This is a genomic window from Paenibacillus sp. FSL K6-3182 (assembly GCF_037976325.1).
Taxonomy (GTDB): domain Bacteria; phylum Bacillota; class Bacilli; order Paenibacillales; family Paenibacillaceae; genus Pristimantibacillus.
Genome location: NZ_CP150265.1, coordinates 3,698,415 through 3,720,043, shown reverse-complemented (window position 1 = coordinate 3,720,043; position 21,629 = coordinate 3,698,415). Strand labels below are relative to the sequence as shown.

Here is a 21,629-nt window from a genome sequence, read left to right as displayed (position 1 = left end):
GGAGGATGCGAAACGAATGTCCACTTTAATGAGTAATGAGAGGCCAAAGCCGGATCAAGTGTTGGTTGATATTGCACAATATGCTGCAAATTATACGATAACTAGCAAAGAAGCTTATAATACCGCTCGCTATTGTCTCATCGATACGCTTGGCTGCGGGTTGTTAGCGCTTAGGTATCCCGAGTGCACGAAGCTGCTAGGCCCTACAGTACCCGGAACTCTCGTTCCGAATGGAGCTCGTGTTCCTGGAACTTCGTTTCAGCTTGATCCGATCACTGCTGCATTTAACATTGGATGTATGAACCGCTGGCTCGATTACAATGATACTTGGCTTGCAGCGGAGTGGGGCCATCCTTCAGATAATCTTGGAGCTATACTAGCTGCTGCGGACTATGAAAGCAGGAAAAACATAGCCGAGGGCAAACCGCCGTTTGTCATGAGAGATGTGCTTACGGCTATGATCAAGGCTCATGAAATTCAAGGCATTCTTGCACTTGAAAACAGCTTTAACCGCGTAGGGCTCGATCATGTTATTCTCGTGAAGGTTGCCTCAACTGCTGTAGTGACTGCGCTGCTAGGCGGGACGACAGATGAAATTATTGATGCTTTATCCAATGCCTGGATTGATGGTCATCCGCTTCGTACTTATCGTCATTCGCCAAATACAGGTTCGAGAAAGTCATGGGCAGCCGGCGATGCCTCAGCTCGCGCGCTTAGGCTTTCATTGATGGCGTTAAAAGGAGAGATGGGTTATCCCGCTGCACTATCTACACCGGAATGGGGATTTTATGATGTGCTGTTTAAAGGGAATCCTTTGTCCATTAAACGGGATTTTGAAGCTTATGTCATGGAAAATGTATTGTTTAAAATATCTTTCCCCGCTGAATTCCATGGCCAAACAGCGGTGGAGGCTGCTATCTTGCTGCACCCGAGTGTAAAGGACAGATGGCATGAAATTGATAAAATAATCATTTCTACACATAAGTCCGCACTACGAATCATCGACAAAACAGGACCGCTCAATAATCCGGCGGATCGTGACCATTGCATTCAATATATGGTTGCAATTGGTCTGATTCATGGACATTTAACTGCCGATCATTATGAGGATGATTATGCGAGTGACAGTCGTATCGATGAGCTTCGCAAGAAAATGATTACGACTGAAGATATCACTTACTCATATGATTATTTGGACGCTAATAAACGCTCGATTGCCAATGCCATTCAAGTGTTTTTCCAAGACGGAACATCCACTGAGAAGATCGAGATTGCTTACCCAGTAGGTCATCGGCGCAGACGTCAGGAAGCCATACCGCTTCTGTTTGCGAAGTTTGATACCAGTTTGAAGAGCAGGTTTCCATCCAAGCAAACACAAGCGATATTAGACCTCTGCCAAGACCAAAACGTATTAGAGAACACGCCCGTACAGCAGTTTATGGAACTATTTGTTATTTAGGTGAATGCCTGCGTACAGCGCAGGTTTTTCTTTTTAAAATCTATTTTTTTTTGTAGCTTTTCTGTAACTTTCTGCACCCCCATTTCGTTATATTGTATAAGTAAGCCGAATAAGAATATATACCATATAGAAGGAGCGTCTGCGCTATGAAAAAATATGTATTGATCGCAACTGTTGCGATAGCTTGTCTCACGGCCTTTAGCTTTGCGCCGGCGGGAGGCCGTGAATATACACCGGTAGAACAAACACCGGATATGATAACTGGCTACGTTGCAATGACAAAAGGGGAAAATCATCATTACACATTATCGATCGACCAAATCGATTGGTACGAGGGTGATGCAGCTACAAAGATTTTCCTTGAGCGTGAAAAGGATTCTGGGCTAGATGCCCCGCCAGATGGTTATTACATTGAGAATGATGATGAAACATTGCGTGACTTACCGATAGCCGATAACGCTGAGGTGCTAATGCAAATCTATAATCGAACAGGCAATATTAATGAAGCAGATATAGTTTGGAATGAACCGATTTCAGTTAAAAAGTTTATTGAACTCATCAATACGGAAGACGACTTCGATATGAAGAGCTTTCCTTATCATATGACGATCAAGAACGGGGAAATCGTACGCATCGTCCAGCAATTCGTTCCTTAAATAACTTTTACATTTATGAGAGAAAGCAACACAACAAGCGCGTGCCGATATTTAATCGGCACGCGCTTTTTAATGTTTAACTTGATGCTTTTGAAATAACGTTTCTTCATTCTGATTTATCCGTTTAATCCCGTCCAGCTTCATAGATACGATGAGCAAGCATCTCAGGATGTGTCTTTGCAGTTGACATATGATCGCCATGACCTTGGATATATCGGAACAAGCCCAGTCGATTGGACATATGCGGATGCCATCCATATTCGCTGTTGTACTGTGGAAGAACATTATCTTCCGTTAAGAAAATATAACTTTTAGGCATATTCAAACTAAAAAATACTTTAAGATCGAGTTTTTCATAAAAAGGTTTTGCTGGTTCTGGACTTACCATACTGTACATTTTCTCCGCTAAGCCGAGGCTTGCCAAATTAACAAATGTTTCACGAAACAGCGAAAATGGCAGCATGATCGTATCATCCTTCGAGCTTTCCCTAAGCTGCTGGAAACTAGCTTTTACAGGGGATGGAAATTCATCGGCGACCATTTCACCGTCGTTTAATACAAAAGCATCCAAAAATACGAGCCTCCTAATACGCTCTGGAATAAGCTCTGCAACCTTTTGGATAACGGAGCCTCCGAAGCTGTGACCCACAAGTATGATTTGCTGAAGATTTCTTGACACAATAGAAGCGGCTACAGAATGACTTATCATTTCATGAGTGACGTTTTTATTAGGGTCTGCACCATGCCCAGGATATTCAGGCGCGAATACGGTATGGCCCATTTTGGTTAATTCATAACCGATGCCGTTCCAAAAGCTCGCATCCGCCCAGGAGCCATGAACGAGAACAAAAGTGAGAGGCTGTTCGCTCTGCATCAATCTTACACTGGTTGCGAAAACATCCGAGTATGGATAAGCGTAGTTAATCGTGTTTTGTTCAATTTGATACATACAGCATTACTCCTCAAAATCAGATTATTCAGCATATGCCTATAATCCATTTAAGGTTAATAATCGCCTAGTATCTGTACAAGGCTGCAAATTTTCCACTTATGTTATCGTTTTAATATCCTTATTCTGATTAAGCGGAATGCGAAAGCGATGTCTAGCTGAGTTATTGGGTGGAATATTGCTTTTTGCTGATGCGAGCGTAGCATTAATTTCACCGCCAAGCATGATGAGGATAGAGCTAATGTAGAGCCAGATCAACAGGATGATTACTCCTCCGAGACTGCCGTATGTTTTCGAATAGTTCCCAAAATTGTTCATATAGAATTGAAAAACAAGTGAAGTCGCAATCCAACCAAAAGTTGCAAATAAAGCACCTGGCACAGCTTCTTTTAAGCTCAGCCTTCTGTTAGGAACTATCCAATAAAGCAAGGAAAAGGCGCCTATCATTGCCGAAATTGGTATGACATACTTCAAGACATTCCAAATCCATTCGAAACCATTTGGATAATCAAGCCACTTAAATAAGTATTCGCCAATAGCTTTACCGAAAATAAGCATAACCATGACCAAAACAATAACGACGACTAAAAAAATTGTTGATAGCAGTGAAATACCGCGTACCTTCCAAAACGGCCGCTTTTCCTCAACATCGTACGCTTTGTTCAATCCTTTCAAAATCGCATTAATACCGTTTGAGGCAGACCAAATGGTCGCAATCATACCGATTGACAGCAGTGTTCCGCTGCTGTTATCTACAACTTCAGCAAGAATTCCGCTAATCGTATCACTTGCTTCTGCAGGTAGAAGGCGAATAAACTCTGCGATCACGCTATCACCAGACATTTCGATAAAGCTAAGCAAACTGACCATAAAAATAAGAAAGGGGAAAAACGATAAGATCAAATAATACGTTAGCTGTGCGCCAAGCGCAGGCACATCATCCTCACGAAAACGGCTGTATAAGCATTTTATAAATTGCATCGTGTTGAATTTTTGTTTCATCAAGACCACCATCCTTTTGATATAAAACTAAACAAAATAGAAGGGCACAAAACATTTTTTGAAATAGAAAAGATAAGCTGTAAGTAGGAAATAGTCAAATCATGTCGAATAAGAGTATGAGTAAATATTTTCGAATGAAGGGAGTGGACCTTATGTTTTTACATTTTCTACAAACCAAGGAGCAAAAAGAAGCATTTCTCGAATTAGCACATCTTGCAGCAAATGCTGATGGGTTCATTCACAAGAAAGAACAAGGATTTCTTCAATCGTATATGCAAGAGATGGATATGCAGCAAGCCGTAATAAGCTTTTCATCCGAAAAGCAGTTAGCAGATATACTAGGAAATATTAATGATGATCATGTAAAAAAAATCTTTTTCGCAGAAATTCTGCTTCTCATATTCGCTGACGGCGACTACAATGACGATGAAAAAGAGTTAACAAAGGATATGAAAGAGCTTCTTAATCTAGACGAAGAAACTTGTGAATCCATTAAAAACTGGGTTATTCGTATGGATCAGCTCAAAATTGAAGGACTTAAGCTTATTTTGAACCCCTAATAAAATAGCAGACATAAGTAAAAAACCTCCGTTCTTCCCAGTGGAAGAATAGAGGTTTTTTTAAGTACTGCTTTTTCTTACATGCATTATGGCTTCGAAAAACCGAATTTTTCAAACACAGCCATTGCCTCTGCCGTTTGAAGATAATCATAAAATTGCTTCGATTCTGGAAGATGCTTTGTTGCTGTAACGATACCAATCGGATAGGTGATCGGCGTGTATGTTGCAGGATCAACGGTAAGGACAATATTGACTTTATCTGATGTTAAAGCGTCAGTCTTATAAACAAAACCCGCGTCTGCATTGCCTGTTTCAACGTACTGAAGAACCTGACGGACATCCTTCGCTTGAACAACCTTCGGTTGCAAGCTATCCCATAGCTTTGCTTGTTCCAAGGCTTCTTTCGTATAGCTTCCAGCCGGTACGCTCTCTGGGATGCCAATTGCAATCGTTTTGACATCAGCGTTCAACAGATCATTAACCGTTGCAAGCTGCGTTTTTGACGTTTTTGAAGTGACGAGCACGAGTCCATTAGAGAGGAGATTTGTTTGGCTATCCTCAGCAATCAGCTTCGCATCAACTAGTGACTTCATGTTTTTGGAAGCAGCTGAGAGGAAAAGATCCGCAGGCGCACCATTTTCAATCTGCTTCTGAAGAGCGCCTGAAGCGCCAAAGTTAAAATTCAGTTTTACATTAGGGTGAATTACCTTAAATTGTGTTTCAATTTCCTTTAACGCATCCGTTAAACTTGCAGCTGCCGAAATCGTTAAATCAACATTTTCAGCAGGTGTTTCCGTGCTAATTGCTGTTGCTTCTGGTTGATTGGTGGAGCTTGGTTGATTCGTTTGATTCGATCCACAGGCCGTTACAACGACCATAATCATAACCAAATACAATAAAACATAGCTTTTTTTAAGTAAATTAATCATTCAATACCCACTTTCGTTATGTTTAGATATAAATAGATATAGTCCATTTTCCGATTATAAGATGAAGGAAATAGATTTGTAAAGCGAATCACCACAGTATTTCCGTTGTTTATGCTACAATAATGATTACTGCATACAATCCTTAAGAGGTGATTAACATATCTGAAAATATTTCCTATACGACAGAGGAAATCTCTAAGCTGCTCAAAATATCCAAATTAACCGTTTATGATCTCATTAAAAAAGGGGATTTGGCCTCATACCGAGTAGGTAAACAAATGAGAGTGGACGCTTCTGATTTAGAAGCCTATAAGCAGCGCTCAAAGGGTAACCAGCAAAGCTTGCGTGACGCTTTAAATGTTCAACCAGATGCTGCAAGCAAAGCACGCCATAACCTTGGAGCTCGCTCCGTTGTCATCACAGGACAAGACATCAGCCTCGACATACTCGGAAGGCATATAGAGAAATATACACACGCACTGCGCCCACTACGGTCCAATGCTGGCAGTCTAGATAGTTTGATCTCCATGTACAATGGGCAATCCGATGTCGTAAGCACCCATCTGTTAGACGGCGATACGGGCGAATACAATATTCCGTACATACGCAAGCTGCTCGTCAGCTCGTCATACGTTGTTATTAATCTGCTATCTAGGAAAGCTGGGCTATTTGTCCAAAAAGGGAATCCGCGAAACCTAAAAGGATGGAGCGATCTTGTTCAGCCAGACTTACGTATTATTAATAGAGAAAAAGGCTCCGGGGCTCGTGTATTATTGGATGAACAGCTTCGATTGCATCGTATTTCGGCACGCGAACTTCTTGGTTATGAGGACGAACTGACAAATCATTTAGGCGTTGCAGCCAAAGTGGCGGGTGGCGAGGCCGATGTTGGAGTTGGGATAGAAAAAGCAGCAGCGATCGTAACTGGAGTGGACTTTATTCCTTTAGTTAGTGAACGTTATGATCTTGTCATTATGAAAAATCCGGGGAATGTCGACCTCATTAACTTAATTATCGAAATTTTGAAATCCGCTTCATTTCAACAGGAGCTTGCAGCTATTTCCGGCTATGACTTATCACAGACAGGAAATGTTCTTTATGAATGTTAATGCAGATGTCACTTTTCAGATGAATCCCATTATAATACGCAAGGATGGTTGAGATGAAACTTCCCATTTTGAATGAAGTGTTAATTAAACGAATACAGCAATCAGAAATGGAATATCTTACATCAAGAATTAGTTCCATAGGGGAGAGACTAGGCAATCCTGAAGGAGTCGAAATTAATCATTATGGCCAAGCTGTAGCTTACTATATAAAAACAATGCCTTGGGGCATTTTTAATTCGGTAAAAGGTTTGGGCGATGAGGACAGCGACAAGCTGGAGGAGATTATCAAGTTTTATGAAGCAAGAGACAGAAGCTTTCAAATTGATTTGGATCCTATAAAATGTACAGCTGCTCTGTTTGGAAAATTGGCAGAGCTCGGTTTTCGACAGAATGGCTTTCATTCTGTTCTTTATGGACTGCCAAGTGAAGATAAACCTGTTTTGCCTCCTCATATCACGATTTCAGAAGTCGTTACAGAGGAGGATTTCGATCATTATGCTGAAATCCATTGCCTAGGATCAGGCATGTCATTGTCCGATAAACACCATTTTGTTAATAACAATATTGGTTTACTGAATCGAAAAGGGTGGAAAATCTATCTAGCGTATTTAAATGACATACCTGCAGGTGTAGGTGTCATGCATATGAATGAGGATGGAATCGCATCATGTGCTCTTGCGGCTACTGCCCCTACATTTAGAAAACAAGGTCTGCAAACAGCACTATTAAACAAGCGTCTACATGAAGCGCATCTTGCAGGCTGTGAGCTCGTCGTAGCACAGGCTAGCTTCGGATCAAGCAGTCAACATAATATGGAAAGAGCCGGATTACATATCGCATGGACGAGATCCATTATGAAAAAATAAAAAGAACATTTTGTATTCATGCTTTTCATGCTATTATTGATCCATAAATATGGATGACAGGAGAAAAATAATATGAGCTATACGCAGTCAAGCGGTTATGGTAAACCGATGCAAAAATTAATGCTAACCTTTTTCTTTGCCTTAATTGTTTCAGTAGGCGGCATGTACATAGGAACAATGCTTCCCAGCGCCGCACGAATCCCACTGTTTATTGTCGAGATTGGATTAATCATTGCCATCATGTTTTTGCGTAAATCAACAGCAATTGGCTACTCACTGATGTACGTGTTTATGATTGTATCTGGTGCAACCTTGCAGTTTTCTTTAAGCTATTATATCGCCTCCATGGGTACATCGGTCGTCATTCAAACCGTTGCCGTTGCTGTACTCGTTTATGCAGGCCTTGCGATTTACGCTACATACTCCAAAGAGGATTTTCGCTTTCTTGGTGGGTTTTTGTTCGCATCATTAATTGGGCTCATCCTTATCGGTCTTATGCAATTTATTTTCCCTTTCGGAGGGATGATGGAAACCATTTATGCCGGCTTTGGACTGCTCATTTTCATCGGTTATACACTTTATGACTTTAGCCGTATGTCCAAGGAAGGTTTTGAAGACAAAGATATTCCACTGATGATCGTTAATATTTATCTTGATTTGGTTAATATCATTTTGTTCGCCCTACGTTTTGTGAAATCCTTGCTGGATGATTAAACATTCATCCTAATTGCCAATAAGGTTAATCTTCATACTTGAGGATTAACCCCTTTTTTTTTACGAGTCAATAGCCATTTTTTAATCATTGATTTATCGGGTGAAGCTGCTTTGATATCATAATCAATAAAATCCCCTCGACGAATTCGCTTATCCAAAGCTTGCTGCTGATCCCTCCATAAACTTTCTGCTACATAGTTATGAAACAACATAATCCATTCCTCCTCTTACCAATCAATGCTTATGCTTTCATTATGCGATCTGAGTCCGTTGCTAAAAAGAGTAGATCTTTCATTGTTTATTTCACCTTTTAATTTTCAGAGCGATGCCCAGTATAGCTTTATCCTAGGAGGAAAGAGATGGAGTTTATAATCGTTTTACTGCTAACGATGATTGTTATTTTATTATTTGAAATAAATGGAAAGCTGCCTAGAAGAAATCGAAACAAAGATGAATTGAGGCGTGCTTTGAAGAGAGATCAGGAAAGAAGAAAAAGGGATAAAGAAAGAGATTACTAAGAGACCGCTGAATGACGGTCTTTTTTTTTGTGATGCCACGTTGACATCTGCATTTAAAACATGTATATTTTTATCAACGCCTTATACCCATAGGGGTATGTGTACGGCGTCATTTTTTCGCCTTTTTCGATACCCTAATGGGTATGTTGTTCAAATGATTTATTAATAAACGCAAAGGAGGTTCAAGAAATGATGAATCACATTCAAGCAGACAAAACAATAGATTGCAAAGGCTTGGCTTGTCCTATGCCCATCATCAAGACGAAAAAAGCAATGAATGAGCTTCTTTCTGGACAAGTCATTGAAGTGGTTGCCACGGACAAAGGATCTTTGGCAGACATCCAAGGGTGGAGCAGAAATGCGGGGCATCAATACTTAGGTACGCTTACGGAGGGCGAGGTATTGAAGCATTACCTTAGAAAATCCGACCCGAATGAAATAAAAGAAGAAATCAAATATTTGAAGACAATGAACAACGGAGATTTGATGAAGAAGCTTATTTCAAATGAGAACATGATGATTTTAGATGTACGTGAGTCTGCAGAGTATGTTTTTAACCACATCCCTGGAGCCAAATCAATTCCGTTAGGAGAGCTTGATATTCGAACGAGTGAACTCGATCTTGATCAGGAGCTTTATATCGTTTGCCGCACTGGCACCCGCAGCGATATCGCTTGCCAGCTATTAGCTGATAAAGGGTTCAAACTCGTGTACAATGTCTTGCCAGGTATGTCCGAATGGGAAGGACCACTAGAGAATGATGTACAGTAATACCATTCACTCATCATAGTAGGAGGAATACACCGTGATTTCATCAAACCAGTTAAATGAAATGAGTGCCAGGCAGCTAGCAAAACTTATTTTAAGCAAAAAAGAAGACCTCTTCATCCTTGATGTACGTAGTGAAAGCGACTTTGCGAATTGGAAAATCGAAGGAAGTCGAATAGAGGTTCTCAATATTCCTTACTTTGAACTGCTAGAGGGAGTAGAGGAGATAATCGAACAAATTCCAATAGACAAAAAAGTGCTGGTTGTATGCGCCAAAGAAGGTTCTTCTATATTTGTTGGAGAGTTGCTCGTCGCAGCAGGCAGGTCTAATATTTATTACTTGCAGGGCGGGATGAAGTCGTGGAGCGAGCATTTGGAGCCCGTAAAAATTGGCGATTTGCGCCAAGGCGGTACTATTTTTCAGTTTGTACGAATGGGTAAAGGCTGCTTGTCCTACATGATCGTATCAGACGGTGAAGCTGCTGTCATAGATGCCCCTAGAATGACGAATGTGTTGGAGCAATTTGCGAAGGACAATGGGTATCGCATTATGCATACGATAGATACCCATCTTCATGCGGATCATATCTCGGGCGGCCGTAAGCTTGCAGAACAACAATCTGCAACGTACTGGCTTCCTCCAAAAGATGCTGCAGAAGTCACATTTGAATACGCGAAGCTTGAGAACGGTCACGATATTGAGGTAGGCAATACCACTTTAAAAATACAACCCATTTATTCACCTGGTCATACGATCGGCAGTACATCGTTTATAGTAGATGATCAGTATTTGCTAACTGGTGACATTTTATTTATTGAATCCATTGGACGACCTGATTTGGCTGGACTAGCTGAAGATTGGGTTGGTGATCTTCGCCAAACGTTATATAGTCGTTATCCGGAGTTGTCTCAGGATTTAATTGTACTTCCAGGACACTTCGGCAAGTTCTCGGAGCTTGGAGAAGATGGGCGGGTAGCCGCTGTTTTATCCGATGTATATAAAAACAATACAGGCTTGCAAATATCGGATGAAGCTGAGTTTCGCAGCATGGTTACCAACAATCTGCCGCAGCATCCGAACGCTTACCAAGAAATACGCCTAACGAATATGGGTAAAATCACACCTAACGAAGAAGAGCAACGCGAAATGGAAATCGGTCCAAATCGTTGTGCCGTTCACGATAATTAAAGGAGGAAATGAATAATGAAAGCTGATCTAATCGTTGATACCAAAGGGCTGGCTTGCCCGATGCCAATCGTAAAAGCAAAAAAAGCGCTGGATGGATTGAAACCTGGACAATTTATGGAGGTATTATCAACCGATAAAGGTTCTTTAAATGATTTTACGGCTTGGATTAGAAAAACAAATCATGAACTCGTGCAGCATACGGAAGAAAACGGCGTGTTCACATTTCTAGTGAAAAAAATTTAACTGAATTTTATTATGGAGAGGAGAACATAAATGGAAGCTGTAACTGAAAAAACAACGATAGTCCTCTTCAGCGGGGAACTTGATAAAGCGATAGCTGCTTTTATTATTGCAAATGGAGCAGCTGCTTATGATCACGAGGTAACTATATTTTTCACCTTTTGGGGACTAAATGCTCTGCGCAAGGATGAAGCAATCCATACCAAAAAAGGGCTTCTTGAAAAAGCCTTTGGCTGGATGATGCCAAGAGGACCGCAAAAACTAGGCTTATCCAAAATGAATTTTGGCGGCATGGGACCTAAAATGATTAAGCATGTTATGAAGAAACATAATGCGTTATCACTGCCGCAGCTCATTGAACTTGCGCAGGAGCAAGGGGTTAAGCTTGTTGCATGTACAATGACAATGGATCTTCTTGGTTTGCAGCGTGAAGAGCTGATCGATGACATTCAACTTGCCGGTGTAGCCGGTTACTTAGGCGACGCCACCGATGCAAAAGTGAATTTATTTATATAATTAATGAAATGATACTCTTTTTTGGTTTATAATATACCCATACATGTACACGTTATCGAATGGGAGGTTAAGAACATGGCATATGTTTATACTGATGAAATGAAAACACGTCTAAGAAGAATAGAGGGTCAGGTTCGAGGCGTATTGAGATTGATGGATGAACAGCAATCCTGCAAGGACGTAGTGAGCCAGCTGTCAGCAGTACGCAATGCAGCAGATAAAGCAATGGCCCAAATTGTTGCGGAAAACCTTCATCAATGTATTATTGAAGAACAGTCAACTGGTGGCGATACGAATAAGCTGGTTAAAGAAGCGATTGAGCTACTTGTGAAAAGTCGGTAAAAGAACACAAGCTTAATAACCTTCTCTAGCATACTCTACTTAGTAGAATGGTTGGTAGAGGAGGAATAGTTATGTATTTAATTTCAATCATTCTCATTGGACTGGCTTCTAATATTGATAATTTAGGAATTGGTGTATCCTTTGGCACGCGATTAACAAAAATTCCAATTGTCTCAAACTTGTTTATTGCCATATTGGCCATGGCTGCAGCATATTTAGCCATAACAATGGGTCACCTTATATCTGGTTTTATGAGTCAAAAGCATGCAGATTTAATTGGTGGTTCTGTCATCATACTTCTAGGTCTTTGGAGCATATTGCCTAAACAGAGGACAAGGGTTGCAACAAGTCCATTACGTGAGACAAGTGATTCGGAAAGATCTATTACTTGGCAGGAAACGATCTCATTAGGTTTTGCTTTATCATTAAATTGTATCGCTACAGGATTTGTAGCAGGTGTTAGTGGTGCGTCACCGATAATGACTGCAATTTCAGTTGGTACATTTTCACTAATAACCGTTGCTATCGGATTGCGGATTGGACATGAGATTGCAAGAACATGGTTAGGTAAATATTCTACGCTCATCGGCGGTATGATACTCATTGTAATAGGCCTTATGGAGATTTTTTTGTAACTGACCGATAACAAAAAATAAGCGAACACGGTAGAGCGTGTTCGCTTATTCTAAGACGTCATATATAATTCTTACACCTAGGGAGCTGTAATTTTCTTCTTTGTAATGTCCATGCTCACAATACTTGGTGCTGGACAAGCTTTCATTGATTGACAGCAAGGGTTCATTGCAGGTCGGGCATTTATCTTCAAATATTTTTTTGAAAATACTTTTCATTTTTTAAATACCTCATTTCACATGAAGTTACTTGGTTTTAATTATACCTTACTTATTGCATTCCAACAAGGAGAGTTTTTATGGACATTATCCTTTACATCATCATGACGCTGCTCGGTTTTGTCGGTTCCTTTTTTTCGGGATTACTTGGCATAGGCGGGGCCATAATAAATTTTCCCCTTTTATTATATGTTCCATCCAGTCTTGGCTTAGCGCAGTTTACGGCAAAAGAAGTGGCATCCATCAGCATGTTTCAAGTTTTCTTCGCTTCGTTAGCTGGGATTATCGCTTTCCGTCAAAAAAGCAATCAAACAGCAGTCATTCATAAAGGTCTTGTTATTTATATGGGCAGCAGTATTTTAATGGGCAGTTTAATTGGCGGATTCGGATCTCGTTTTCTTAATGAAGATGCCATTAATATTATATACGGAACATTATCGGTTATTGCTGTTGTTTTAATGCTCGTTCCAAACCGGGGAAAACAACAATTAAATATAAATGAAATCACTTTTAATAAGCTCATTGCGGTAACGTCTGCTTTCATTGTTGGCATTGTGTCAGGAGTTGTTGGAGCAGGTGGTGCTTTTATTCTAATCCCAATCATGTTGACGGTCTTAAAAATTCCGACAAGGACAACCATTGCCTCATCATTAGCGATCGTATTTGTATCGGCGATTGGTGGTGTCATCGGCAAGCTATCCGCTGGTTCCATTCCGATATGGCCAACTGTATTTGTTGTATTGGGCAGCTTAATCGGTGCACCAATTGGATCTAGAATCAGCTCTAAAATAAACGTGAAATATTTGCGATATGGGCTTGTTGTATTACTCATTTTCACAGCGATTAAAGTGTGGTCATCCATATTGCAATAGAATATGCGTACCTTATTAAACGGATTGGGGAGGTTAGGATATGTTGATTTTACTTGCTCTAACTGGTTTATTCTCGATGTGGTTCATTTATAGAAGATTCTCGCCCCTAAAAAATTTAACTTATGTCGACGAAAAAGCGCTAAATGAAAAAGGCGTTATACCTGACAGCAGCAAAATACTCGATGTCCGCGATTCAACTGATTATGAGAAATGTCATGTGGATGGTTCGATTAATATATCAATTGGTCGGCTCCCTTATTTGTGGAACAAAGAGCTTGCACCAAATGACTCCGTCTTAATTTTGTCGGACAGTTTCTATAAAAGTAAAAAGGCTGCGAAAATCCTTGAAAAACATGGTTTCAGCCAGCTGTTTACTGTACGAAACCAACAATGTGCATAGATAACTTTTCAAGTGACTGATGAACCGCGTATATCGCGGTTTTTTTGCGTCCACTCTAAACCAGATTATGGTACAATTTCCTCGTATGTTGAAAATAATGCTGTTCGTGCACAACCATTTTATATCAGAAAGCAGGGATCATTTGAGATTATTTCATGTGAGCGAAGAAAGTGATATTACACTTTTTGAACCTAGAATACCTTCTCGAGTGGATATGGATCAAAGCAAAGGGTTGGTATGGGCAATAAATGAACAATGCTTGCCGAATTTCCTAACACCTCGCAATTGTCCTAGAGTAACTTATCATAGTCATGAAACGACCACAGATGAGCATAAAAAACTTTATTTAAGCTCAAATTCGTTGGATCATGTTGTTGCGATTGAGCATAAATGGTTTGAAATCATGAGGGAAACCACATTGTATTTATATGAATTCGATACGGTTGATTTCTATGGCACAGATAAAAGTGCTGGTTACTATGTGAGCGAAAAAACACAGATCCCCATCAATAAAATAATTGTTCATGATTTGTTTGGAGAACTCATACGCAGAAATGTCGAGGTTCGCATGATCGATAATTTGTGGGATTTGAATGATAAAATTGCAACCACAAGCTTTAATTGGTCGATGTGCAGAATGGGTTTTGCCGCGCAGAGAAAGGAATCAGTATGATGAGTACAATAGTTGAGATTGAAAACTATAATCCTCTTTGGGAGCACGAATTTTGTGAAATACGATCTACTATCGAAGCTGAAGTTGGGCAATTCATTAGGTCAGTTGAACATGTAGGAAGCACCTCTGTTAAAGGACTTGGTGCAAAGCCCATCTTGGATATAGATATCGTCATTGAAGATTATAGTATGCTGCCTCTGATCATCCAAGGGCTTGAGAAGATTGGTTATTTCCATCAACAAGATTGGAGTTTTGAAGGAAGAGAGGCCTTTGGCAGAAAAGATATGTCGGTTCCTTGGCATAAACAGCGTGAAAAATGGATGGAGCATCACTTGTACGTGTGCAATCGTGATAGCGAAGAATTAGCAAGACATTTGGCATTCCGCGATTATCTTAGGGAGCATCCCGAAGCTGTCATTGCGTATGAACAGTTAAAAAAGGAATTGGCATTGCAAGCTCAAGATCGGTCCGGTTATACAGCAGGTAAAACGGATTTTATAAATGAAATATTAAAAAGGGTAAAGCTCACGAAAACAAAGGTTCATTGATGAGAAACTATATGAATGGAAAGCAGCTCTGAACTTGATACAAACGAACAATTTTTTATAATTTTAACGGCAGTCTTTACATCCATATGGACGAAATTAGAGCGGCTCGTGTAGTATAGATTCATTGTTCCTAATTAATGGAAGGGGATCGAGACAGATGAATGAATTGCTAAGCGAGTGGAAAATAACAGAGGGCCACTTGGATGTTGTGCCCGAAGAGGTTGGGCTCAGCTCACATCAATTAAATAAGCTGGATAATCACTTTCTGAATCTGATCGCACAGAAAAAAATTCAAGCAGCCAGTTTTCTCGTTGCACGAGAAGGAAAGATCGCCGCATGGAAATCAATGGGTCGACTTCATGGATCCACAGACCAAGGTGAACTGCAGCCGGATTCCTTGCGTAAAATGTCATCCATAACGAAAGCATTCACAAGTGTTGCAATCATGAAGCTCATAGAGGACGGTAAGCTTTATATCGATCTGACTGTGTCCAGCATTTTGGAAGAATTCAATAATCCTGTACATAAAGATATCACCTTGTTCCACTTATTAACGCATACGTCTGGTATTTTACCAGTCACCGGATATTACAATGAGCCCTATCCTAGAGAATGGTGGGGGGCTAGCGGCATGGATAATTGGATTCGAAAAGTGTTGCAAGGCCCGCTCGTTTGCCAACCTGGGGATGCCTATAATTATTCTACGGTGGGCTTCGCTCTGCTGGGCGAGATCATCTCAAGAGTATCTGGTAAGCAGTATGAGGACTACATTACGGAGAACATTATCGAACCACTCCAAATGACACGTACTTTTTTTGATGTTCCTGAGCATCTGCACTCTGAAGTATGCAGTGTAGATCAGATGGATATCGAAAGGTTAAGCAGAGAAAATGACGGTTCCCCTATGCCGCCTCGTTCGGATAGTGGACTTTATTCAACACTATTTGATATGTGGAAATTCGGACAAATGCTGTTGAATGGCGGAACCTTTGAAGGTCAGCGTATCCTTGGCAGAAAGTCGGTAGATCTGATGACTCGCCGACATCTGTTTAACGTTCCCGCCTATCATTGGGGAGGTAAAATCAAAGATAAAGGTCATGCTCTTGGTTTAGATTTAGCTATTCATCATCTTTCATATGAATCAGTAGGCACCTACCAGCTGGAGGGTTCAGGAAGAACCGGATTTTTTGTGGACCCGGTTGAGAAGCTCGTTGTTATATTCATGGTACCTTCCATTTACTCATGGATACCTGAATCGGTACTTGGTACCAAACAAATTATATGGTCAAGTTTGGTTTAGAATAAGCATAAAACTTGAATGCAGCCATTAGTGATATTTATATAGAGTGAGTCGACTATTCGCCTCGCTCTTTTTTTTGTGCAGACAATTAAACTGATGCAATGACATCATTAAAACTAATCAAGATACTTAACCCGGGTATAGTAAAAACTCTTGACCTACATACCCTTAGGGGGTATATTATAATGGTTATGATGTAAAGGAGAGATGCCAAATGAATGATAAAATAAAAATCGCAGTCTCACCAGCCATTCAGGTTGGAGGCAGCCTGTTCACACCTCATCAACTGGTAACCATAGGTTCACTTATTGACACAGAAGCAAATATAGAGATGACACCTTTTAAGCAGCTTTATGTGGAAATACCGTTAGATCAACAAAATGAAATAACCGAACAATTACGAGCAGTCGGCCTCGAGGTTAATCCTTCAGGCTTTACGACAAAAAGCTTGATTGCATGCAACTTTTGCAAAGGAGCCCAGGATGCAGGCTTAGATATTGCCATTAAATTAAACGAAGCAATTGCGGGAATCGGAACACCAACTCCAATGAAAGTCGGTTATGCTGGTTGCGCATTAGGTACAAGTGAACCTTTATTAAAAGATATTGGGGTCGTAAAAATGCGGAATGTGTTTGACGTTTATGTCGGCGGAGAGCCCAAGGGAATAAAAACTTCCTTTGCCCAGCTTTTAATTTCAGGGTTATCGGAAGAGAAGTTAATACCATCAATAATTAATCTCGTTAACTATTATAAAGAACATGCTAAAGGAAAGGAAAAATTCAGCAAATTTATTAATCGTATTTCACTAGACGAATTAAAAACTTTGAAATGGAATGAGCAACCATGAGTAAAATTTTAGTTGTAGAGGATGAAGATAAAATTAGAGAGGTTATAATCGCTTATCTAAACAAGGCTGGTTATAGTGCATGTGAAGCTAGTGATGGCCAAAGTGCGTTGCATGAAATCGATAAGCAGCCCTTTGATTTAATCATTCTTGACTTGATGCTCCCTGACATTAATGGAGAGCTGCTGTGCAGACAAATACGAGGAACTAATCCGGTACCCATCATCATGCTAACGGCTAAAGCTTCTCTAAATCATCGCATCCAAGGGTTATCTGCTGGAGCTGACGATTATATCGTGAAACCATTTGATCCCCATGAATTATTGGCTAGAGTTCGTTCTGTCCTGCGGCGTACTAATCATCAAGAGCTTCTCGCTGATCGTTTGGAATACGGTAATGGACGATTAAGTTTGGATAGCCAAGCTAAACAGGTTTACATCAATCAAGAACCCATAAATTTAACACCCAATGAATATAAACTGCTTGTTGCTATGGCTAGAAATGCTGAAAGAACACTTTCCCGCGAACAATTAATTGATATGGTGATGGGAATCGATTTTGAAGGGGATGCTCGTACAATTGATCAGCATGTCAAAAATTTACGGCAAAAAATAGAGGAGGATGCTAAAAATCCAATGTTCATTCAGACGGTTTTTGGTGCCGGCTATCGCTTTCATGGAGGAGGCAAATGAAAAAAACACTATCCTATCGGATTAGTATTCTTCTTATCTTTTATACCACAGCCATCTTAATCATTGCTTCCATTGCTTTAGCTACAGCCACTCATCATCATTTCCAGCTTTATGGTGAAGAGATAGCGCAAGGTAGCCACGATAAGACAGAGTCATTAAATTCACATTTAGAGCAAGCCGTTCTTCAATCCATTGGACTGACAGTAGGCGGAGCACTCATTATTACGCTTATTATGAGCATTTACATCGCTAAAAAAATTTCCTCTCCTTTAGTTAAAATGAAGAACATAACACTCGTTATGGCAAGAGGAAAACGAGATGTTCGACTACCTATAAAAGGAACTCCAAAAGATGAAGTCGATCAACTGGCTGCCTCTATCAATCATTTAGCTGAACAGCTTGAACAGCAAGAACAATTACGGGTGACGATGACCGAAAATATTGCTCATGAGCTTCGAACACCTTTAACGACATTAAATAGTTATTTATCAGCGATTCAAGATGGGATTTGGGAAGCTACTCCTGAACGCATTCAATCATGCAGAGAAGAAATTCACCGTTTAGTCCAAATGGTTAATGATTTGGAAGAACTGCAAACACTTACTTCTACAGCACAGCCGTTAACCTTAAAAGATGCTCCTCTAACAAAATCTATAGAACAAGTTATAGATCTTATGAAGCCCTCCTTTTCAGACAAAGGAATTATATTGGAAAGAGGTTTCATCCCTGAAATGACTATCCATGCTGATAAATACCGACTCATTCAAATATGGACAAATTTATTATCGAATGCTCTAAAGTTTACTTCTAATGGTGGAAAGGTATCGGTATATGGGAAATTGGTTCAACAAGGTGTTCAAATAACCGTCAAGGATACTGGAATCGGAATACCAACAGAGCAGCTCGCGCATGTATTCGAACGTTTCTATCGTGTGGAAAAATCACGGAACCGGAAATCGGGAGGCGGGGGCTTAGGACTGGCTATTACGAAAACGCTTGTCGAACGTCACGGAGGACAAATTTGGGCTGAAAGTGATGAAGGGACTTTATTTCATGTGTATTTACCGAATACAGTAAAGAATAACTAAATAAAGAGTCTATTTGTATATGAATGAAAACATCATACTGCTATTGGAGTCAAACAATTCAAGCCAAGGCTTACTTCACAAGACAATAAACTGCAAAGGCTGTTACTAATCTGATACTGAACCGAGTGAGATTGTTTATAAATGAATAGCATAACAAACACGTACCGTTGATGCTTTTCCGATCGGAGGTACGTGTTATTTATTGAAGATAGACATTGCTGAAAAAGATCTTCGTAATCGGCATAGCAAGCTTGAATATTATGGCAATTGACGATCGCTGTTACAGCAGGACCCATAATGCCAACCAAGATTGACATATATCCGTTGCTAGGATCTATATGCTAAAATCATGTTAAGCAATATAACATCAATTCCTAATCGGAGGTGCAGCAAATGTCCGGGGTCATTTCCAAAGCTATTCACATATTGGATCTGCTTGTACCGCATGGCAGCGAGAAAGAAATGAGTGCAACAGAAATCAGCAGGGAACTCGACATGCCCGTACAAAGCGCGCATCGGATTCTTCATTCTTTATCCGAACATGGATTTGTTGCTCAAGATAAAAAATCGAAAAAATATAAATTAGGACTTTCCATTATGAAATACGGTTTTTTGATGTGGGACAGTCTAATGTTCAGGTCACTGGCTAGACCATTCATGGTCGAACTATCGCAAAAAACGAAAGAAACGATTTATTTGGCTACAAGAGAGAACCAAGAAGGCGTCTATATTGATTCCATCGATTCACCGCAAATGTTGAAAATTTCCGAACCTATCGGACTTAGGCTGCCACTCTATATAGGAGCATCTAATCGCGCTATTCTTGCTCATTTGCCATCCACGATGCAAGAAGCTATATTGCAAGGTGTGGATTGGACAACAATACCGTCGCTGATTCCATTATCCAAAGAAATGATTCAGACTGCTCTAGAGATCATTCGCTCCCGAGGTTATGCCATCACATCAGGAGAAGCAACGGATGGAACAACTGGCATCGGGGCTCCCATCTTTTCTTATGATAATACCGTTATTGGATCACTGAATGTAGCTGGTCCCGCGATACGCTTTACGCCAAGTAAAATCGAGAGCTACGGTCAGCAAGCAAAAAAGTATGCGGATCTCATCTCCAAAGAACTGGGGTTCCGCAATAAGATACGTTGGAGCGAATAGGTGGCGATCCCAAACGAATAAATTGAACGAACAGTGATCGAGCGTTCGTTCTTTTTTTATGCAAAAAACTGCTTTACATTGATTTAGGACATATGTCCTTTCCTAAACCTTGAAATGTATCGTTTAATGATGGAAAGATTGATATGGAGGAGAGCAATGATATGAAAGGGAGCATTTTTGCATTTTTAGGCGGGGTCTTAATTACACTGCAAGGTGTTGCTAATTCAAGAATTAGTCAAGATATCGGCACTTGGCAAACCGCAACGATTACCCAGTTCACCGGCTTCATAGCAGCCTTGATTATTCTGTTATTCGTCAGGGATAAACAGTGGTCCGGTTTTAAACAAGTAAAACCCTTATATCTAATCGGCGGTTCCTTTGCAGCTATTATCATCTTCAGCAATGTCACTGCAATTCAACAAATTGGCGTTACACTTAGCATATCTGCCATGCTGATTGCCCAGTTAAGCCTGGCTTTTATCGTCGATAGTCAAGGATGGTTCGGGGTTGCAAAGCAGAAGATGAGGCTGCCTCAATTCATCGGTATTGGGATGATGATAGCTGGGGTGGTCATATTGCGGTTATAATAGTTAAAATATACCAAGCCCTTGATCGTATTCCACTGGAGGTGATTCGTACAGATGCAAGAAATTAAAGATCGCGAGCAGCTCCACCATTTTTTACAAGCGCATCAATTGGAAGCAACATTCGGGGAACAACTATTACCCCATTTGTCACTATTCTGCTTTGATCATGAGGAGCTTATTTGTTCCCAAGGTCAATCTTCAAAATATCTCTATTTTCTCGTTCAAGGAAAGATAAAGATCTACACAACCTCAAAAGATGGGAAAACACTTATTCTTACTTTCAAAACCTCCCTTGATGTAGTGGGGGATATTGAATATGTGCAAGACATTGACATTATTAATACGGTTGAAGCCGTGTCGACTGTATACATGATTGGAATTCATCATCAGTGGTTGAATAAATACGGCAAAGATCATTCACCGCTGCTGCAATTTTTATTGAAAATTATAGCTCGGAAATTTTTAAAAAATTCGAATGCATTAAGCTTCAATATTTTGCACCCTGTAGAGGTTCGATTGGCGAGCTATCTATTGTCCGTCTCCTATGATGATTCAGAATATCTAATTAAAGGGCAGCGAAAAACAATCAGCTTAAAGGATACGACTAACTTGATTGGAACGAGCTATAGACATCTCAATCGGGTTGTCCAGCAATTTTGTGCAAAAGGTTTAATTGAGCGGAAGAATGGAGGCATTCTTGTTAAAAACAAGGATGGACTACGCGCACTCGCCAGCCAAAATATTTATGAGTAATACAATATCATGAGCTATTTCAAAACAATAAGCC

28 protein-coding genes are annotated in these 21,629 nt (G+C 40.2%); 24 read left to right on the top strand and 4 right to left on the bottom strand.

All coding sequences use genetic code 11. The features are described from left to right. Window positions 1-16: 16 nt before the first annotated feature. Together MHH56_RS16275 and MHH56_RS16270 are read left to right on the top strand one after the other, a co-directional pair. Window positions 17-1,459, top strand: coding sequence for a bifunctional 2-methylcitrate dehydratase/aconitate hydratase (locus tag MHH56_RS16275; RefSeq protein ID WP_339209368.1), 1,443 nt, complete (start codon window positions 17-19; stop codon window positions 1,457-1,459). 146 nt (window positions 1,460-1,605) lie between these two features. Continuing rightward, window positions 1,606-2,115 carry a hypothetical protein gene (locus MHH56_RS16270; RefSeq protein WP_339209367.1) on the top strand — a complete coding sequence of 170 codons (510 nt, stop codon included), beginning with the start codon at window positions 1,606-1,608 and terminating at the stop codon, window positions 2,113-2,115. Window positions 2,116-2,239: 124 nt separating this feature from the next. Here MHH56_RS16270 and MHH56_RS16265 read toward each other — a convergent pair whose 3' ends face one another. Both MHH56_RS16265 and MHH56_RS16260 read right to left on the bottom strand, forming a co-directional pair. After that, window positions 2,240-3,064, bottom strand: a complete 825-nt coding sequence (locus MHH56_RS16265; protein ID WP_339209365.1) for an alpha/beta fold hydrolase — start codon at window positions 3,062-3,064, stop codon at window positions 2,240-2,242. A 99-nt stretch (window positions 3,065-3,163) separates the two neighbouring features. Beyond that, entirely contained in the window at window positions 3,164-4,066 is a 903-nt protein-coding gene (locus MHH56_RS16260) for a YihY/virulence factor BrkB family protein (RefSeq protein ID WP_339209620.1), read from the bottom strand. Window positions 4,067-4,167: 101 nt separating this feature from the next. On the opposite strand from MHH56_RS16260, the gene MHH56_RS16255 reads away from it, so the two are divergent. After that, window positions 4,168-4,626 carry a TerB family tellurite resistance protein gene (locus MHH56_RS16255; RefSeq protein ID WP_339209364.1) on the top strand — a complete coding sequence of 153 codons (459 nt, stop codon included), beginning with the start codon at window positions 4,168-4,170 and terminating at the stop codon, window positions 4,624-4,626. 86 nt (window positions 4,627-4,712) lie between these two features. On the opposite strand, the gene modA is transcribed toward MHH56_RS16255, so the two are convergent. Continuing rightward, complete coding sequence (gene modA / locus MHH56_RS16250) at window positions 4,713-5,555, bottom strand: molybdate ABC transporter substrate-binding protein (RefSeq protein ID WP_339209362.1); 843 nt, start codon at window positions 5,553-5,555, stop codon at window positions 4,713-4,715. Between the two features lie 158 nt (window positions 5,556-5,713). On the opposite strand from modA, the gene MHH56_RS16245 reads away from it, so the two are divergent. From MHH56_RS16245 to MHH56_RS16235, 3 genes are all read left to right on the top strand, one after another. Further along, window positions 5,714-6,664, top strand: a complete 951-nt coding sequence (locus MHH56_RS16245) for a helix-turn-helix transcriptional regulator (RefSeq protein WP_339209619.1) — start codon at window positions 5,714-5,716, stop codon at window positions 6,662-6,664. Window positions 6,665-6,717: 53 nt separating this feature from the next. Beyond that, window positions 6,718-7,530, top strand: coding sequence for a GNAT family N-acetyltransferase (locus MHH56_RS16240; protein ID WP_339209360.1), 813 nt, complete (start codon window positions 6,718-6,720; stop codon window positions 7,528-7,530). A 72-nt stretch (window positions 7,531-7,602) separates the two neighbouring features. Then, complete coding sequence (locus MHH56_RS16235) at window positions 7,603-8,244, top strand: Bax inhibitor-1 family protein (protein WP_339209359.1); 642 nt, start codon at window positions 7,603-7,605, stop codon at window positions 8,242-8,244. Window positions 8,245-8,276: 32 nt separating this feature from the next. On the opposite strand, the gene MHH56_RS16230 is transcribed toward MHH56_RS16235, so the two are convergent. Beyond that, window positions 8,277-8,456 carry a hypothetical protein gene (locus MHH56_RS16230; protein WP_339209358.1) on the bottom strand — a complete coding sequence of 60 codons (180 nt, stop codon included), beginning with the start codon at window positions 8,454-8,456 and terminating at the stop codon, window positions 8,277-8,279. 177 nt (window positions 8,457-8,633) lie between these two features. Between MHH56_RS16230 and MHH56_RS16225 the strand changes: the two genes are divergently transcribed. The 18 genes from MHH56_RS16225 (at window position 8,634) to MHH56_RS16140 (ending at window position 21,595) form a co-directional block, all read left to right on the top strand. Continuing rightward, entirely contained in the window at window positions 8,634-8,762 is a 129-nt protein-coding gene (locus tag MHH56_RS16225) for a hypothetical protein (RefSeq protein ID WP_339209357.1), read from the top strand. Between the two features lie 192 nt (window positions 8,763-8,954). Continuing rightward, a complete protein-coding gene (locus tag MHH56_RS16220) occupies window positions 8,955-9,533 on the top strand; it encodes a sulfurtransferase TusA family protein (protein WP_339209617.1) in 579 nt (192 codons plus the stop codon). A gap of 61 nt (window positions 9,534-9,594) precedes the next feature. Next, window positions 9,595-10,719: an MBL fold metallo-hydrolase gene (locus MHH56_RS16215; protein ID WP_339209616.1), complete on the top strand. Its 1,125-nt coding sequence runs from the start codon at window positions 9,595-9,597 to the stop codon at window positions 10,717-10,719. 15 nt (window positions 10,720-10,734) lie between these two features. Next, entirely contained in the window at window positions 10,735-10,962 is a 228-nt protein-coding gene (locus tag MHH56_RS16210; RefSeq protein ID WP_339209356.1) for a sulfurtransferase TusA family protein, read from the top strand. A 30-nt stretch (window positions 10,963-10,992) separates the two neighbouring features. Beyond that, complete coding sequence (locus MHH56_RS16205; RefSeq protein ID WP_339209355.1) at window positions 10,993-11,475, top strand: DsrE/DsrF/DrsH-like family protein; 483 nt, start codon at window positions 10,993-10,995, stop codon at window positions 11,473-11,475. A 75-nt stretch (window positions 11,476-11,550) separates the two neighbouring features. Further along, on the top strand, window positions 11,551-11,817 hold the full coding sequence (locus MHH56_RS16200; RefSeq protein ID WP_339209352.1) for a metal-sensitive transcriptional regulator: 267 nt from the start codon (window positions 11,551-11,553) through the stop codon (window positions 11,815-11,817). A gap of 71 nt (window positions 11,818-11,888) precedes the next feature. Then, on the top strand, window positions 11,889-12,452 hold the full coding sequence (locus MHH56_RS16195) for a manganese efflux pump (protein ID WP_339209351.1): 564 nt from the start codon (window positions 11,889-11,891) through the stop codon (window positions 12,450-12,452). Between the two features lie 296 nt (window positions 12,453-12,748). Then, window positions 12,749-13,540: a sulfite exporter TauE/SafE family protein gene (locus tag MHH56_RS16190; protein ID WP_339209350.1), complete on the top strand. Its 792-nt coding sequence runs from the start codon at window positions 12,749-12,751 to the stop codon at window positions 13,538-13,540. A 40-nt stretch (window positions 13,541-13,580) separates the two neighbouring features. Continuing rightward, the gene (locus MHH56_RS16185; RefSeq protein ID WP_339209349.1) at window positions 13,581-13,940 is read left to right on the top strand and encodes a rhodanese-like domain-containing protein; all 360 of its coding nucleotides are present in this window, start codon (window positions 13,581-13,583) and stop codon (window positions 13,938-13,940) included. Window positions 13,941-14,082: 142 nt separating this feature from the next. After that, window positions 14,083-14,613, top strand: coding sequence for a DUF6886 family protein (locus MHH56_RS16180; RefSeq protein WP_339209348.1), 531 nt, complete (start codon window positions 14,083-14,085; stop codon window positions 14,611-14,613). Next, the gene (locus MHH56_RS16175) at window positions 14,613-15,161 is read left to right on the top strand and encodes a GrpB family protein (RefSeq protein ID WP_339209615.1); all 549 of its coding nucleotides are present in this window, start codon (window positions 14,613-14,615) and stop codon (window positions 15,159-15,161) included. The genes MHH56_RS16180 and MHH56_RS16175 overlap by 1 nt, the downstream gene beginning before the upstream one ends. 157 nt (window positions 15,162-15,318) lie before the next feature. Then, window positions 15,319-16,461, top strand: a complete 1,143-nt coding sequence (locus tag MHH56_RS16170; protein ID WP_339209346.1) for a serine hydrolase domain-containing protein — start codon at window positions 15,319-15,321, stop codon at window positions 16,459-16,461. Window positions 16,462-16,675: 214 nt separating this feature from the next. After that, on the top strand, window positions 16,676-17,308 hold the full coding sequence (locus MHH56_RS16165; protein WP_339209345.1) for a nitrite reductase: 633 nt from the start codon (window positions 16,676-16,678) through the stop codon (window positions 17,306-17,308). After that, window positions 17,305-17,997, top strand: a complete 693-nt coding sequence (locus MHH56_RS16160; protein ID WP_339209344.1) for a response regulator transcription factor — start codon at window positions 17,305-17,307, stop codon at window positions 17,995-17,997. Before MHH56_RS16165 ends, MHH56_RS16160 begins: the two co-directional genes overlap by 4 nt. Continuing rightward, the gene (locus MHH56_RS16155) at window positions 17,994-19,085 is read left to right on the top strand and encodes an ATP-binding protein (protein ID WP_339209342.1); all 1,092 of its coding nucleotides are present in this window, start codon (window positions 17,994-17,996) and stop codon (window positions 19,083-19,085) included. The genes MHH56_RS16160 and MHH56_RS16155 overlap by 4 nt, the downstream gene beginning before the upstream one ends. A 393-nt stretch (window positions 19,086-19,478) precedes the next feature. Next, complete coding sequence (locus MHH56_RS16150) at window positions 19,479-20,255, top strand: IclR family transcriptional regulator (protein ID WP_339209339.1); 777 nt, start codon at window positions 19,479-19,481, stop codon at window positions 20,253-20,255. Between the two features lie 161 nt (window positions 20,256-20,416). Next, window positions 20,417-20,842 carry a DMT family transporter gene (locus MHH56_RS16145; protein ID WP_339209338.1) on the top strand — a complete coding sequence of 142 codons (426 nt, stop codon included), beginning with the start codon at window positions 20,417-20,419 and terminating at the stop codon, window positions 20,840-20,842. Window positions 20,843-20,896: 54 nt separating this feature from the next. Continuing rightward, window positions 20,897-21,595 (top strand): cyclic nucleotide-binding domain-containing protein, encoded by a 699-nt coding sequence (locus MHH56_RS16140; RefSeq protein ID WP_339209337.1) that lies wholly within the window; start codon window positions 20,897-20,899, stop codon window positions 21,593-21,595. Window positions 21,596-21,629: the final 34 nt, after the last annotated feature.